This is a genomic window from Rhodococcus jostii NBRC 16295 (assembly GCF_001894825.1).
Taxonomy (GTDB): Bacteria; Actinomycetota; Actinomycetes; order Mycobacteriales; family Mycobacteriaceae; genus Rhodococcus_F; species Rhodococcus_F jostii.
In genome coordinates this window covers 83,120-97,076 of the sequence record NZ_BCWY01000019.1, presented here as the reverse complement: position 1 = coordinate 97,076, position 13,957 = coordinate 83,120, and the positions used below count along the sequence as shown (strand labels likewise).

Below are 13,957 nucleotides of genomic sequence, written 5' to 3'. Positions count from 1 at the left end.
CGGCCAGTCGCATTCCTCAGATGCCGGCATTTCGTGCGACGAGAATCTTCCTGAAGGGACAAATTGTGGTGATATTACGGAGTGGGCGGCGAGGCGCGTGTGCACTGTCGGCAGCGTTATTGGCGTCGGTCGGGCTGGTCGCCTGCAGTTCAACGGATTCCGGCTCATCGAGAGATGCGATTCACGTTGGCGTGACAACGTCTCTTACCGGATCGTTCGGTACCTACGGAAACATGATCAAGGACGGCCTGGAAGCCGGCCTGTACTGCAGTACCGACGGGACCAACGAAGTCGACGGCAAGCCAATCGAATTCGTCTACGCCGATGACGGCGGCGATCCCGAGCAGACACTCGCTGCAGCCACCAGGATGGTGGGTGACGGGATAAACATCCTCACGGGCACCACATCGTCCGCCGCCGCGGTCCAACTTGGGCACTTCGCCGAGCAACAGAATCTCCTGTATATCTCCGGTGCCGCGGGAATCGATGATGTCACCGGCTTGAATGCCAACACTTTCCGCGCCTCGCGACAGGCGTATCAGGAAGCGGCTGCCCTGAGCAGCGTGCTCGAGAAAACCAATAAAAAGACGGTAGTGCTCGCCCAGGACTACGCATTCGGACAGCAGTACGCCTCTACGGTCACCGGCATCCTCGAATCGAGCGGATCTGAAGTAGAAAAAGTGCTGGTGCCTTTGGACACGAATGAGTTCACCCCCTACGCGCGACGTATCAGCGAGTTGAAGCCCGATCTACTGATTGTTGTGTACTACGGCGATGGGGCTCCGTCCATGTGGCAAGCGATGTCGCAACAAGGGATCTTGGACACGACCACGGTGGCGAGCGTGCTGGTCGAGAAGTCGCACTGGTCCATCTACGGTGATGCCGCCGAGAAGATCAACTTCGTGACGCACTATTACCCTGGCGCCCCAGGCGGCGAAATGAACGAATGCCTGACTGAACGAGTACCTGATGCCGACCTGTCCACCCACGACGGCTTCGTGGCTGCTCAGCAGATCGTGCACGCCATCTCCACTGCGGGCCCCGACGACGTCGAAGGCATGATCGAGGCGCTGAATGGGTGGTCATTCGAGGCACCGAAAGGACCTATGACAATCCGTTCAGGCGACCACGCCCTACTTCAGGATATGTACCTCGTTTCGCTCAGTGACAACGATGGCGAATTGGTCGCCCACACCGTCGGAAACGTGGGTAGCGAGGCAGCGAAACCATGAAAAATACCGCAGCACCTGCCCGAATGGGGCCGAGATCACCGGCGCTGGGCCCAGCGATGGAGTATGCGCTCGAGACAGTTGATCTCTCCTGGAATGTAGGTGGATTCACCATCGTCAACGATGTCGGACTCCGTGTCCGGCGCGGAGAGTTTCTCACCGTTATCGGGCCGAACGGGGCAGGCAAGAGCACGTTGATGAATCTCCTGTCAGGGGTATACCGCCCCTCGTCGGGTTCAGTGCACTTCGATGGTCAGGACATCACCAAGATGGGAGCCGCACACCGTGTCCGGCGCGGCTTGGGACGGACGTTCCAGACTTCGAGCCTGTTCTCCGGGTTGACGGTCCTCGAGAACGCACGGTTGGCGGCCCAGGCCGCGCTGGGCGGGAGCATGAACCTTTGGCGCAGGCCCTCGGCCTACGATCAAGCCACAGAGCGTGCGCGAGAGCACCTCGAAGAGGTCGGCCTGCACGAGATGGGCGGGAACATCGTTTCCGACCTACCGTACGGAGACAAGCGGAAGCTCGAGATAGCCCTCGCGTTGTGCGCGCGCCCGCGCGTCTTGCTCTTGGATGAACCGACGGCCGGCGTCTCCGCCGAGGATGTCCACGCGCTGATCGATGTCGTACGGGCAGTACACGGCTCAGGCCGCACGGTGGTGATGGTCGAGCATCGAATGGATCTGGTTCTCGACGCGTCCGATCGTATTGCCGTCATGCAGGACGGTGGCCTTCTCCTGTGCGATGAGCCGAACACAGTGATGTCCGATCCGCGGGTCCAGGCCGCCTACCTCGGGCCGGAGTTCTGATGGCCACCGGCGACGCGGCCCTGTCCGTGCAAGACCTTCAGGTGCACCGCGGCGAAGCACATGTTCTCGAAGGCGTGTCATTCGAGGTACGCCCACATCGTGTCACCGCACTACTCGGTCGCAACGGTGCGGGGAAGACGACAACCTTGATGACAATTCTCGGATTGCTCGAGGGCAGCGGCAGCATCAAGCTCTACGGTGAAGAGACCTTGGGCGTGCCGACCCACCACCTGGTCCGCCGAGGTATCGGATACGTGCCCGAGGACCGCGAGGTATTCAGCACATTAACTGTCGCCGAGAATCTTCGATTGGCCGCTCGGACGCCGGAGGCGACCCAGCGACTGGAACTCGTACACGAATTGTTTCCAGACTTGCTGCGCAGGAACGCTCAGCGGGCGGGAGGGCTGTCCGGGGGCCAGCAGCAGATGGTGGCAATCGCACGCGCCATCCTGAACCCGAACCGCTTACTCCTCATCGACGAGCCGAGCAAGGGATTGGCGCCCATCGTGGTCGGCCAGGTAGTCGAGGCTCTGGCGAAGGCCGCCAGCGCCACCACAATCTTGCTGGTCGACCAGAACATCCGAGTCGCGCAGCGCCTGGCCACCGATGCGATCGTACTGGACCACGGCGCAGTGGTATTTACCGGTTCGATGGAGGATTTGGCCGCAGATGCGGATCTCACGCAGCGCTACCTCGGTGTCGCGCCGTCTTCCCGCGACAGCAACACGATTGGGACCGAGAAGGGGTCTGCACGATGACAACTCTTATCGTCCTCACTGCTACAAGCCTTGGACTCGCGGGCCTGTATTTCCTTCTCTCTTCAGGGCTTTCCCTGATATTCGGCTTGATGGATGTCTTGAATGTTGCGCACGCTGCCATCTTCGGGGTGGGCGGTTATGCGGCCTGGATCGTCATGGACCGGCTCAACTTGATCGAACCCCTCGCTGCACGTTTCGCTGTCGCCACAGCTGTCGCAGTCATATTCGGATGCGTTCTAGGATACTTCGTAGAGCGGACGCTGATAGCGCGAAACTACAGTGATCACCTCACGCAGATCCTTATCACGCTGGGACTCGCATTCGTCATCGAGGGACTCATTGGCGGTATATTTTCGTATTCACCGCAAACGATCGCCCAGCCGGTCTGGTTCACCGAGGTCACAGCGATGCTCGGTGTACGCATTCCCAACAGTAGAATCCTTATCTTCGTCATATCAGCCTTGGTTCTTGTGGGCTTGCTGTTCTTCATGAAGAAGAGCAAGTATGGGTTGATCATCCGCGCAGGTGTCGAGAACAGACAGATGGTTCAGGCGTTGGGAATTGATGTCGCGCGGAGCTTCACCTTCGTGTTCGTACTGGGCGCGGCCTTGGCCTGCCTGGGGGGCGCACTGGGCGCGGTCTATTTCACGGGAATTACTCCTGCTCTGGGTCCGAATTTGTTGATCTTCGCTTTCATCGTGGTAATCATAGGCGGACTCGGATCTATCGGCGGCACCGCGATCGCAGCCGCTCTCGTCGCCTTTACTCAGCAAATCGTGAACTTCTACGTAAGCACCGGACTGGGCGATATCGCGGTCGTCGGCCTGCTTGCGGCAGTGCTACTACTGCGTCCACAGGGCTTGCTCGGAAGGGTTGCAACAGCATGATTCCGTTATCTACTACCCAAACTCAGTTGCCCGTCGACCGGGGTCCAGCAAAAATGCACCCGAGACGGATTCCCGTCGGGGCACGAGTGGGCCTCGCCGTCATTCTCGCTTTGGCTGCTCTACCGATGTTGGATGTTCCGGTTCCGATCCTTCTCCCTGGACAGTTATCGAGTTCGGGCTCTCTGCTCATCTTGTCGATCGGCCTTGTGTTCGCTGGCGTCGCGATATCTTTCGATGTCGTATTTGGATACACCGGCCTGCTGAGCGCTGGCCATGCCCTGGTTTTCGCTCTGGGAATTTACGCAACCAACCTACTGATGCACGCAGGCCTGGGGTATTTTTCCGCCGCAGCGCTCGCCATCGTGCTGTCCGGGCTGGTCAATACCGCGCTGGGAGCGATCACCCTTCGCGTGAAGGCAGTCGCCTTCACGATGGTCACACTGGCGTTCGGCGAAGCCTTCTATATCTTGCTGCTGGTAGATCCTGTGGGGATTTTTGGTGGCGAGGAGGGCCTGCCGGTTGCCTTCAAGCAGATCCCCGATCTGCTCGCGAGCGCCCGCGATGTCCGCTGGCTTTACTGGCTATCACTTGCATTCGCCGTGGTCGCCTACCTTGCGGCGTGGATGGCGACGCGGTCTCGTTGCGGCCAGGTTTGGCAAGCGATCCGCGAGAACGAGGATCGTGTCGAAAGCCTTGGCCTGTTCTCGTACAGCTACAAGCTGGTGGCATATGCCTTCGGCGGCGTGATAGCGGCGGCAGGCGGAGCGGTTTATCTCTTGATTGCGCGCGGCGCCAACCCATCCAGCGCGTCAGTGCATTTCAGTCTCGCATTGATCGTCATGGTGGTATTGGGCGGACGCGGCCGGCTCTGGGGGGCAGCGATCGGTGGCATTGTATACGGGATCCTCACTTTGAGACTTCCCGAGCTTTCTACATCTGGCGTCCTCGACGGCTTACCTGAATGGGCGGGCCGCACGGTGTCCGAACCCCTTTTCGTTCTCGGCTTTCTGTTTATCCTGATTGTCTTGTTTTTCCCAGATGGCATCGTCGGACTTGTCTACCGTACCAACTCCTGGCTCCGGACAATGCGATCACAGACCACGAGTAGAAATGGACGAAACCTACCTCCAAATGGGCCGATCGGAGTGGATGAGATCAGGAAAAGTAATTAGGAGCAGATAGGTATCCCACCGCTTCCCGCCGTCCAATTTCACGCACTTCCCGAAAGGAACTCCAATGGAATCGCCGAACGTCTATCACTACGGAATTCTCGTCAGCGACATCGACAAAGCCATCGAGCTGTACGGTCAGCTCTTTGGACTTACCTTCCACGAGCCGACTGCAGTCCACCTCAATAGACTAGCCGATCCCGACGAACACGAGTTCGACCTGCGAGTGACATATTCCCAACAAGGACCCCCCTATATGGAGCTGCTCGAAGCCAAGGGCGACGGAGTTTATTCCGCCGGCCACGGGGAAGGCCTGCACCACATTGGCATGTGGGACCCGAAGATCGATGAAAACAAGAAACGATATATCGATTCCGGAGTGGAATCGGATGGCGAGGTTCTGAACCCCGATGGAACCACATTTGCGTGGTACACGAACCCGAAGACTACCGGCGGGGTTCGCTTCGAGTTCGTGGACGAATCCGCACGGGAAGATCTCGAGAAATGGATTCAAACCGGGATAATGGGGCCGGGAGGATTCGTCGTCTGAGCCGATAGCACTCCAGGTGGTTCCGATAGTCGACCGCCACGGTCATATGGATCGTCACGCGGGCACGCTGGCCGGTCCGGCGCCGCCGAGGTAACCGGCGCTCAACCAGGTCCGCACGGGCGGGGTCGTGGTCCGCGGGTTACAAGTCGGACGCTGGGTCGTCGAGTCCGAGCAACACTGCCGACCCGGCGAACGGCAAAGTAGGCCGCTGCACGAGATCGATGGCGCGCTTCCACCGGCCTGACACCTGCAAGAACAGGTCCACCGCACGCAGAAAGCTGAAGTTTCTTGAAGTTACTTACCGAAAGAGTTAGCACTCCCACCACTAGAGTGCTAAATTCTCATGGGGTCCAGGTCACAAGCTGGAGACCCCTCGACCGAGTCGCGACCGCGCACGGTCTCCGACCGAACAGTCCCGAAGACGCTTCCGGTCCTGTACAGCCACGTTGTTCCCGCCCACCCGACTCTTCAACCGTGAGAAGGAGGATCATGACCGCCGTCGTCCCCCACGGCCCCCGTGCCGACAACGGCGTGTGCTCCTCCGTCGACGGCAACGAGATAGGGAGGCAGCATGGTTCGCGGTTGCCCGCTGTGTCGATCGCCCTCGGCGCGCTGTCCGTTGCGTCGTTCTGGGTGGTCGGACTCGGCTTCCTTTGGGGAGTGGGCGCGGTGATCTGCGGCGCCGTCGCCACGTCGCGGTCCGCGGTGGCCGAGCACGAGGCGGCATCGTTGCGGGCCCTGCTGGGCGTCGTTATCGGCGTCGCAGGGATTACCGTCTCCGCGATCGCCCTGTTCCCCATGCTTGCGGAGTTGTGAGCCGCGCACGAGGCTTCGCGCTGACGTCGAGGCCCTGGCCAGTTACGTTCGAGGGGCTCGATGGCTTCAGTGACGCGATGCGACAACGTCGTCGTCGAGAAATCCCTTCAATCCCCCGCTGAAGACATCGTTGTCGTCGCCGGCAACCATATGACCGGCCCCGGTGACGTCGATCAGCGTGGCGGTCGGGATCAGCTCGAGCAGTTCCTTGGCGCCTTCCTCGCTGACCACATGGGATTGCGAGCCACGAACGAGCATCGTCGGAACGGTGATCGCGGCCGCGGCGTCCCGAGCGCGTTCGTAGCGCACGATCGAGTCGGCCTGGCGAGTCGGTTCGTCGCCCTGGCGAAGGAACTCCGGGTCCCAATGCCAATACCAGCGGCCATCACGCAGGCGAAGGTTTTTGCGCAACCCCTGCGGGTTCGGCTTGCGGACACGGTTCGGGGTATACGCCGCGATCGCCGCTCCAGCATCGTCGAGGCTCTCGAAACCATCGAGACCACTACGCATGAAAGCCATGATCTCCGCGGTACCGGCGGTTTCGACCTTCGGTGCGATATCGACCAACACCAGACCGCGAGCAAGCTCGGGATTCTCACCCTGCCCGATCAACGACGTCATCCCGCCCATCGAAGCACCGACGAGCACCGGCTTCTCCCCCAGTTCGCCGATGATCGAGGTCAGGTCGGAGACCAGCGCATCGATGCCGTAGTCCCCGTCCGGTGCCCACTGACTGTCGCCGTGTCCACGCGCATCCACAGTGATGGCGGACCAGCCGTCCGCCGCGAGGCTGCGCCCGGTGTTCCGCCAGGAATGCCGGGTCTGCCCGCCGCCGTGCAACAACAGGACCAAGCCTTTCCTGTCGACACCCGATCCGCCGGCACCCCTCGCCGGTGGGTCCCACCGGTCGGCGGCAAGCGTGACACCGTCACCGCGGAATTCGGACTGCGTGACTACCGGATCCATGGAGTACCTCACCAACATCATCGAGTTGAGCGTTCTCCATCATGTTGCACCACGGGGTAAACGATGATTCACCCCGTACCCATTGCATGACCTGGTTCCCGATCGCGCCATCGCCGACATACCCCGTGCAGTGGGCAGTGATCGCCGCACGCCGCAGCGGCTGGTCCGGCTCCCTACATGCGTCGAGGCCGACCGAGGTCACCCACATCGGCTGGTCGTGCGCCCTCGGATGCCGGGGTGATGCGCAGAAGAACCCGCGGCTTCTGCCGACGCGCGAGGATGCGTTCGACGAACATCACGATCCGGTATTCGAGCCCGTACTTGTCCCGGATTGCCTCGGCCATCCTTCGGCTGGCGGGTTCGTCGGTGACAATCTCGGCCACTGCGGCTATCGGGTCGACCGCGGCGTCCACACTTCCCCGCCGCGAACACGGGCGAAGTTCGACGCTCGGGTTGTTGCGTAGCCGCTTCACCTTTCCGCTTTCCTCCGGAGTGGTGACAATGAGATCGTCGCCGTCGCGCGCGATCCAGATCGGCGTCGACACGGGTACCCCGGACTTCCGGAAGGTGGTGAGGGAGACGAACGATTGGTCACCCATCGCGCTGAAGGTCACCTGTTCCCACCCGACCACGAGGTGAGTTCGGCGATGTCTCCGTACAGCGCCGACTGGTAGGTGAGCATCAGCTCCTCCACCCCGCCGAACTGATCGCCGACGTAGTGGGTGTTCTCCGCCGACAGTTCGCGATCGCCGGAACGTGCGATGAGTTCGTCGATGCGACTGTCGAGGCTCATCGCCTGGTTGACCGCCAGCACGGAACGCAGTTGCACCTCGGCTCGGGACAGCAGATCGCCTATTCGGGCGAGGGCGGCGACGCGGTCGACGAGCTGGTCCCACACCGGTTTCACCGCGTTCTGCCGGGCCTCGATCTGTTGCCGCCCACTGTCGGAATGGGTGACGCGGAGCGCTGCGTCGAGTTCGAGCCGGATGCCGCGAAGGGCAACCGTGTCGACGGCGATCTGTGTCAGTTCTTCGGCGAGGTCGAGTTGATGCCGCTGCACCGCGAAGTGCTCCGAATGCCAGACCGCGGAGCCGTTGATCCTGTCGAAGAGCATCCCAGCCAGGTAGAGCAGGGTGTCGTAGCCGTCGGCGAAGGTGTCGTTGTCGAGATCAGCGCCCTTGCCGATCGCCTCGGCGACGCGTCGTCCGACCGCTGCCATCGGCGTGTTCTCCACCGCCTGGCCGATGCGTTCCGCAGCGGTGCCGCGGGCGTAGTTCCCGGCCCGTTCGAGCGGGGTGCCGGTGATCGGCACCGGCGTCCGTTGCAGCGCCCGGAACAGGGCTTCCCGTTGTTCGAGGTCCAGATGCACGCCCTCACGCCGGTCCCGGCGCATCGCCCGGACACCGTTGCCGTAGTGCGCCGTCGACATCACCACCGCAGACCGGTACGACTGCAGCTTGCGGCCCAGTTCGGTGGCGCGGTACTTGAACAGCAGTTGTGCCGGCCCGGGGCGCAGGGTGTCGGCGCGCCGAGCGACGTCGTTGAATTCGTCCGTCAGCAGTCGCAACGCCCCGAAGCCCCCGATCGACGGGATGGTCCGGCCCGCACGACGGCGGTGGGTGAGGACCTGACGCGTCGGCGAATCGAGATGTCCGGCGGCGATCAGGACCGCTGCGGCGTCCGATAGCGGGGCGTGTTTGCCCGCGATCGCGGCCCGCTCACACCAGTGGCGAACCTGGGCCGAGATGCGGGCACGACGCTCCTCGTAGTGGGCGCTTTCCGACATCGAACCTCCTGGCAACCGGCTGATCACCACTGTCCCAGAATTCCGTCCGACGCGCTCTAAGCTCTCCCCCATGACCTCGACGGTGCGTGCGGTGCTCCTGTTCGCGACGGTGCTGCTGGTGGCCGGTTGCGGACGCTCGGTCGACGGCTCCCCGGAGACCGGCGCCGTCGCGGGCCCCGCCACCACACCTTCGGTGACGACTGCCCCGAGAACGACCACCACGACGCCCCCGCGCACCACGACCACAACCACAACACCGACCGCCACCGCCCAGGCGCAAGCCGATCCGAAGACGTTCGCCGGCACGGCGGCGGGGAGTTACTACTTCACGACCCCGAGCACCAAGTTCCACTGCGGAATCCTGACCGGCGGCGACCTCCCGACGGCCGGCTGCCACGGCCCGATGCCGGCGTCTGCACCGAAGGTTCCGGGGGCCGGCGCGTCCGGCACTGCGGTGACTCCTAATGCGATCGAGGTCACGGGCGCCCGCCCCGGGCAGTTCGCCAGCGCCGGGGACCCCCGGTACTACCCCCTCGACGGGTCGGCGGCCCCGGCACTTCCCTACGACTCCGCGTTACAGGTGAACGATCTGACGTGCCTCGTCGACGAGAAGTCCGGGGTGACGTGCCGGAGCGAAGCCGGACACGGATTCACGCTCTCCGACAGTGCGTTCCGGGTGTGGTGACCGAGTTCAGCCCAATTCTTCGGAGCGGCGCTCCATCAGGGTGCGCAGCTGAGCGTTCTCCTTCGGCGTGAAGCCGATTCTCTCGATCTCCCCGATGCCGCGTCGGATGCCCTTGCGGACTCCGTCGAGCATCCTGGTGACGGCGCGTTCGGGAACACCCAGCCGGCCACCGGATTCGACGAAATGCCTGCGGTTCAGCTTGTTCGCCTTGCCGTAGAAGTCGAGCGCCATCGGGTCGCGCCACCCGAGGTACGGCTGGGTGCACAGCAGGTCGTAGGCGGGGGTCACACTCCACAGCCCCGACGCGGCGAGTTGCACCGAGAAGTTCTTGCCGTGCAGGTCGCCGTTGCCGATGGCGTACGAATATGCGACCAGCCGAAGCAGTTCCAGTGTCGCCAGGCGTGCGGACCCGCCGCCGCGCTCGCACACGTCGGCCAGCGCGGTGATCACGTTCTCGGTCTTCAGCCGGTACTTGGCGGCGGGGAACACTCCCATCACCTGGCAGGCGTCCTCCTGTGGTGTGCGGATGACGTGGCCGGCGGAATCGACGCGCCTGTCGAAACGGGCGACCAGCAGCCCGGCGTTGCCCTTCCCGTCGCGCACCAGTTGGTGGTCGGCGACCGGCAGCCCGCACTGCGCGGCGAGTCCCATGAAGAAGTGCTCGTTCTCCACCAGCTGCGGATAGCCCTGCGGTGGTGAAAGTTTGAGGATCGCAGGACCCTTTTCGGTCGCGATCGGCGTCGAATACATCTGAGCCGACACCTTCGCCTGCACACCGGGGAGCGAGGTGGGGTCCAGCTTCACCGCTTCGTGCCCCGACATGTGCTCGAACAGGGCTCGCAGGTCGGAGCGTTCGATGGCGTCGGGGTCGAACACCGGTGCCGTCTCCGGCGGCGCCACCCCCGCGGGCAGGACGCGCACGTCTCCGATCGTGTCGGCCCCGACCGCCATCAGGATCGTGAGGTGATCGTCCTCGGACGTCTTGGTGGCCGCCACCGCACCCCGCAGCCGGATCCCTTCAGGGAGGAGACCCGCGAAGAACGGGGGCACGCTCCCCCCGCTCGCTCGCACTTCGGGCGACGACGCGGGGATCGTCCACGCAACCTGTGGGGCCTCGGGGTCGTTCAGATACACGGCGTCGTAGCGGAACACGACGTCCCCGCCCTCCCTCGAGAGGCTGCCCGCGAAACGCTCACCCTTGTAGACGTCGGCCCGCTCGACTCCGCTGAGATTCTCGACCATCAGGACGTCACCTCGACACCTGCGCGGGTCACGAGCACGAGACGGCAGCCCAGTGCGTCCGCGGCGGCCTCGACGAGATCGAGTTGGACCGTCCCCCGGCCCGATTCGATCGACTGCACGCTCGACCTCGACACCCCGGCCAGGTCGGCCAGCTCCGCCTGCGTGAGCCCGAGCTGATGCCGGCGCGCCACGAATCCGTCGGCGATGCCGCCGGTCTCCGTTCGCTCGCGGCGGCGTGGGGTAGCCATGGAAGCCTCCCGATCTGATCGCAATGCTTGTAAACGGATGCTTAAGGACAGTGTGCGCCGATTCTCCGCCGAAGTCCATGCCTATGCCTGCGAAAGCAGGCTTAAGCCGACAAACAGTTCCAGATCCAGGACAACCCCTTCTTACGCCTGCGATGACAAGCACAAGTGGCACGGCGCTACCCACCCCCTACCCTGGGTACATGCGCATAGGAGCACACGTCCGCCAGGACGAAGATCCGATCGGATACGGCGAACGGCTCGGCGCCGACGTCATCCAGATGTTCCTCACCGACCCGCAGAAGTGGGACAAACCGCCGTCGCATCCGCGGACGGACGAGATCCGCGACAGCCCCATCGACGTCGTCGTCCACTCGTCGTACGTGATCAACGTCGCGAGCCTCAACAACCGGCTCCGGATGCCGTCCCGCAACGCCGTCGCACAGCAGGCCCAGGCCGCCGCCGATATCGGCGCGTTCGGGCTGGTGGTCCACGGCGGGCACGTCCGCGACGGCGAGGACGTGAACGCGGGCATCGTCAACTGGCGCAAACTCTTCGAACGCCAGGCCGACAAGGGCGGATTCCCGGTGCCGATCCTCATCGAGAACACGGCGGGCGGCGACTTCGCGATGGCACGGCACTTCGACGCCATCGACCGGCTGTGGCAGGAGGTCGGCGATCTCGGCGCCGGCTTCTGCCTCGACACCTGCCACGCGTGGGCGGGCGGCGAGGAACTGGTGGGCGTCGTCGAGCGCATCAAGGCCATCACCGGACGCATCGACCTGGTCCACCTCAACAACTCCCGCGACGAGTTCAACTCGGCACGCGACCGGCACGCGAACCTCGCCGACGGAACCATCGACGCCGAACTGCTCGCCGAGGTGGTGCGGACCGCCGATGCGCCCGTCGTCCTCGAGACCCCGGCGGAAGGTCTGGCCGAGGACCTCGCGTACCTCCGGGAAACGGTCGGTTAGTCTCCCAGCCGGCCGGTCAGCCTGCGGTACCGCTCCTCGCTGACCGGATTCAGGCCCTCGACGGTGACGTCGGTGCCCCGGCTCGCGTATTTGGTGGTGATGCCGTCGAGCGCGGCCACGGTGGATGCGTCCCAGATGGTGGCGCCCGACAGGTCGATCACGACACGGGCGGGGTCGTCGGCGTAGTCGAACGAGAACACGAGGTCGTTGGACGAGGCGAAGAACAGCTGACCGCTCACCCGGTACGTCTTGACGTCGCCGTCGAGTTCGCCGTGCACGTCGACCATGTGGGCGACCCGTCGTGCGAACAGCACCATCGCCACCAGTACGCCGACTCCGACGCCGATCGCGAGATTGTCCGTGGCCAGCGTTCCCGCGACGGTGCTGAGCATCACCATCGTCTCGCTCAGCGGCATCCGCCGCAGCGTGCGCACGCTGTGCCAGTCGAAGGTCGTCGCGGCCACCAGCACCATGACGGCGACGAGCGCCGCCATCGGGATGGTCCCCACCACGTCGCCGAGCCCGACCACGAGAATCAGCAGAAACGCCCCCGACAGGAACGTCGACAGCCGGGTCCGCGCCCCGCCGGTCTTGACGTTGATGATGGTCTGCCCGATCAGGGCGCACCCGCCCATGCCGCCGAACAGTCCGGTCACGATGTTCGCGACGCCCTGCCCCCACGACTCCCGCGTCTTGTCCGAATGCGTGTCGGTGACGGCGTCCACGAGCTTGGCGCTCATCAACGACTCGAGCAGTCCGACGACGGCCATCGCCAGAGCGAACGGGGCGATGATCTTCAGGGTGTCGACCGTGAGCGGAACGTCCGGCAGCCCGATCAGGGTCGGCAGCCCGTCGGGCAGTTCACCCTGATCGCCGACGGTGGGCACAGCGACACCGGCGAGCACGGTGAACGCCGTGAGACCGACGATCACCAGCAGCGGGGCCGGTACGGCCGTGGTCAGCTTCGGAATCCACACGAGCAGCGCCAGACCGACAGCGAGCAGGGCATACACCGCCCACGGCACGTTCGTCAGATACGGGAACTGGTGGACGAAGATCAGGATCCCCAGCGCGTTGCAGAACCCCACCATCACGCTGCGAGGCAGGAACCGCATGAGTCGCGCGACCCCGAGAACGGCGAGGAGGATCTGCATCGCACCGCCGAGGAAGACCGCGGCGATGAGGTACTGCAACCCGTGCGACGCCATGAGCGGGGCCAGCACCAGCGACACCGAACCCGTCGCCGCGGAGATCATCGCGGGACGGCCGCCGGTGAACGCGATGGTCATCGCCATGATCGCGGCAGTGAACAGTCCCACCCGCGGATCGACACCCACGATGATGGAGAACGACAACGCCTCCGGAATGAGGGCCATCGCCACGACGAGCGCGGACAACGACTCGATACGAAACACCGTCGGATGCAGCCACACCGGCCGTCGGAGAGCGGGAGAGGGTTGGAAGCGGTTGGCGCGCATGGATAGAAATCGTCCTTCTGTGTAGGAATGTCCCGCAACTGTCGGTGTCGGGCACCTCGCCGCCATGTGTCCGCGACCGGGGTGCCGGCATCGGTGCCGTCATGGACGTCCACGGGAACCGCGGAAATTGTCGCACCCTCCCCGTACTATCGAACACACATTCGACTAGGGGTTGAGGGTGACGACAGTCCTGCAGGCCTACCAGTTCGCCCTGGACCCGACCTCCGGGCAAGAAGCAGCGTTGCGGTCGCACTGTGGTGGTCAGCGGTTCGCCTTCAACTGGGGGTTGGCGCGGGTGCGGGCGAACCTGGACCAGCGGGCCGCGGAACGCTCGTATGGGATCGACGGGTCGATCTGACCCCG

The 13,957-nt window shown here is 63.8% G+C and carries 16 protein-coding genes; 10 read left to right on the top strand and 6 right to left on the bottom strand.

Going from position 1 to position 13,957, the window contains the following annotated elements; genetic code table 11:
* The first annotated feature begins 20 nt into the window (after positions 1-20).
* From RJ1_RS15095 to RJ1_RS15065, 7 genes are all read left to right on the top strand, one after another.
* Complete coding sequence (locus RJ1_RS15095; protein ID WP_074872922.1) at positions 21-1,232, top strand: substrate-binding domain-containing protein; 1,212 nt, start codon at positions 21-23, stop codon at positions 1,230-1,232.
* The gene (locus RJ1_RS15090; RefSeq protein WP_369691049.1) at positions 1,229-2,038 is read left to right on the top strand and encodes an ABC transporter ATP-binding protein; all 810 of its coding nucleotides are present in this window, start codon (positions 1,229-1,231) and stop codon (positions 2,036-2,038) included. Before RJ1_RS15095 ends, RJ1_RS15090 begins: the two co-directional genes overlap by 4 nt.
* Positions 2,038-2,796, top strand: a complete 759-nt coding sequence (locus tag RJ1_RS15085; RefSeq protein WP_073361081.1) for an ABC transporter ATP-binding protein — start codon at positions 2,038-2,040, stop codon at positions 2,794-2,796. Before RJ1_RS15090 ends, RJ1_RS15085 begins: the two co-directional genes overlap by 1 nt.
* Positions 2,793-3,683, top strand: a complete 891-nt coding sequence (locus tag RJ1_RS15080; protein ID WP_073361079.1) for a branched-chain amino acid ABC transporter permease — start codon at positions 2,793-2,795, stop codon at positions 3,681-3,683. The genes RJ1_RS15085 and RJ1_RS15080 overlap by 4 nt, the downstream gene beginning before the upstream one ends.
* Positions 3,684-3,769: 86 nt before the next feature.
* Positions 3,770-4,855 carry a branched-chain amino acid ABC transporter permease gene (locus RJ1_RS15075; protein WP_073361077.1) on the top strand — a complete coding sequence of 362 codons (1,086 nt, stop codon included), beginning with the start codon at positions 3,770-3,772 and terminating at the stop codon, positions 4,853-4,855.
* Positions 4,856-4,919: 64 nt separating this feature from the next.
* Complete coding sequence (locus RJ1_RS15070; protein ID WP_073361076.1) at positions 4,920-5,402, top strand: VOC family protein; 483 nt, start codon at positions 4,920-4,922, stop codon at positions 5,400-5,402.
* Positions 5,403-5,891: 489 nt separating this feature from the next.
* Positions 5,892-6,218, top strand: a complete 327-nt coding sequence (locus RJ1_RS15065; protein WP_240319765.1) for a hypothetical protein — start codon at positions 5,892-5,894, stop codon at positions 6,216-6,218.
* Positions 6,219-6,284: 66 nt separating this feature from the next.
* Here RJ1_RS15065 and RJ1_RS15060 read toward each other — a convergent pair whose 3' ends face one another.
* From RJ1_RS15060 to RJ1_RS15050, 3 genes are all read right to left on the bottom strand, one after another.
* The gene (locus RJ1_RS15060; RefSeq protein WP_073361135.1) at positions 6,285-7,184 is read right to left on the bottom strand and encodes an alpha/beta fold hydrolase; all 900 of its coding nucleotides are present in this window, start codon (positions 7,182-7,184) and stop codon (positions 6,285-6,287) included.
* Positions 7,185-7,357: 173 nt separating this feature from the next.
* Positions 7,358-7,798, bottom strand: a complete 441-nt coding sequence (locus RJ1_RS15055; protein WP_073361131.1) for a PPOX class F420-dependent oxidoreductase — start codon at positions 7,796-7,798, stop codon at positions 7,358-7,360.
* Complete coding sequence (locus tag RJ1_RS15050) at positions 7,795-8,970, bottom strand: hypothetical protein (protein WP_073361074.1); 1,176 nt, start codon at positions 8,968-8,970, stop codon at positions 7,795-7,797. The genes RJ1_RS15055 and RJ1_RS15050 overlap by 4 nt, the downstream gene beginning before the upstream one ends.
* Positions 8,971-9,040: 70 nt before the next feature.
* Here RJ1_RS15050 and RJ1_RS47180 point away from each other — a divergent pair, with 70 nt between their 5' ends.
* Positions 9,041-9,655 (top strand): hypothetical protein, encoded by a 615-nt coding sequence (locus RJ1_RS47180; protein ID WP_174694989.1) that lies wholly within the window; start codon positions 9,041-9,043, stop codon positions 9,653-9,655.
* 6 nt (positions 9,656-9,661) lie between these two features.
* Here the strand turns inward: RJ1_RS47180 and RJ1_RS15040 are convergent, their stop codons facing one another.
* A complete protein-coding gene (locus RJ1_RS15040) occupies positions 9,662-10,897 on the bottom strand; it encodes a type II toxin-antitoxin system HipA family toxin (RefSeq protein WP_073361073.1) in 1,236 nt (411 codons plus the stop codon).
* On the bottom strand, positions 10,897-11,145 hold the full coding sequence (locus tag RJ1_RS15035; RefSeq protein WP_073361072.1) for a helix-turn-helix transcriptional regulator: 249 nt from the start codon (positions 11,143-11,145) through the stop codon (positions 10,897-10,899). The genes RJ1_RS15040 and RJ1_RS15035 overlap by 1 nt, the downstream gene beginning before the upstream one ends.
* Before the next feature lie 200 nt (positions 11,146-11,345).
* On the opposite strand from RJ1_RS15035, the gene RJ1_RS15030 reads away from it, so the two are divergent.
* Positions 11,346-12,116 carry a deoxyribonuclease IV gene (locus tag RJ1_RS15030; protein WP_073361070.1) on the top strand — a complete coding sequence of 257 codons (771 nt, stop codon included), beginning with the start codon at positions 11,346-11,348 and terminating at the stop codon, positions 12,114-12,116.
* On the opposite strand, the gene RJ1_RS15025 is transcribed toward RJ1_RS15030, so the two are convergent.
* Complete coding sequence (locus RJ1_RS15025; protein ID WP_073361069.1) at positions 12,113-13,594, bottom strand: SulP family inorganic anion transporter; 1,482 nt, start codon at positions 13,592-13,594, stop codon at positions 12,113-12,115. The two genes, RJ1_RS15030 and RJ1_RS15025, sit on opposite strands and share 4 nt — an antisense overlap.
* Positions 13,595-13,772: 178 nt before the next feature.
* Here RJ1_RS15025 and RJ1_RS47175 point away from each other — a divergent pair, with 178 nt between their 5' ends.
* Positions 13,773-13,952 (top strand): helix-turn-helix domain-containing protein, encoded by a 180-nt coding sequence (locus tag RJ1_RS47175; protein ID WP_174694988.1) that lies wholly within the window; start codon positions 13,773-13,775, stop codon positions 13,950-13,952.
* Positions 13,953-13,957: the final 5 nt, after the last annotated feature.

What these genes read in the sequence shown, in the direction of transcription:
- RJ1_RS15090 (WP_369691049.1), top strand. Translation starts at nt 1,229, where the DNA reads ATGAAAAATACCGCAGCACCTGCCCGAATGGGGCCGAGATCACCGGCG.
- RJ1_RS15095 (WP_074872922.1), top strand. Translation starts at nt 21, where the DNA reads ATGCCGGCATTTCGTGCGACGAGAATCTTCCTGAAGGGACAAATTGTG.
- RJ1_RS15060 (WP_073361135.1), bottom strand. Translation starts at nt 7,184, where the DNA reads ATGGATCCGGTAGTCACGCAGTCCGAATTCCGCGGTGACGGTGTCACG.
- RJ1_RS15030 (WP_073361070.1), top strand. Translation starts at nt 11,346, where the DNA reads ATGCGCATAGGAGCACACGTCCGCCAGGACGAAGATCCGATCGGATAC.
- RJ1_RS15085 (WP_073361081.1), top strand. Translation starts at nt 2,038, where the DNA reads ATGGCCACCGGCGACGCGGCCCTGTCCGTGCAAGACCTTCAGGTGCAC.
- RJ1_RS15050 (WP_073361074.1), bottom strand. Translation starts at nt 8,970, where the DNA reads ATGTCGGAAAGCGCCCACTACGAGGAGCGTCGTGCCCGCATCTCGGCC.
- RJ1_RS15025 (WP_073361069.1), bottom strand. Translation starts at nt 13,594, where the DNA reads ATGCGCGCCAACCGCTTCCAACCCTCTCCCGCTCTCCGACGGCCGGTG.
- RJ1_RS15070 (WP_073361076.1), top strand. Translation starts at nt 4,920, where the DNA reads ATGGAATCGCCGAACGTCTATCACTACGGAATTCTCGTCAGCGACATC.
- RJ1_RS15040 (WP_073361073.1), bottom strand. Translation starts at nt 10,897, where the DNA reads ATGGTCGAGAATCTCAGCGGAGTCGAGCGGGCCGACGTCTACAAGGGT.
- RJ1_RS15080 (WP_073361079.1), top strand. Translation starts at nt 2,793, where the DNA reads ATGACAACTCTTATCGTCCTCACTGCTACAAGCCTTGGACTCGCGGGC.
- RJ1_RS15035 (WP_073361072.1), bottom strand. Translation starts at nt 11,145, where the DNA reads ATGGCTACCCCACGCCGCCGCGAGCGAACGGAGACCGGCGGCATCGCC.
- RJ1_RS15065 (WP_240319765.1), top strand. Translation starts at nt 5,892, where the DNA reads ATGACCGCCGTCGTCCCCCACGGCCCCCGTGCCGACAACGGCGTGTGC.
- RJ1_RS47180 (WP_174694989.1), top strand. Translation starts at nt 9,041, where the DNA reads ATGACCTCGACGGTGCGTGCGGTGCTCCTGTTCGCGACGGTGCTGCTG.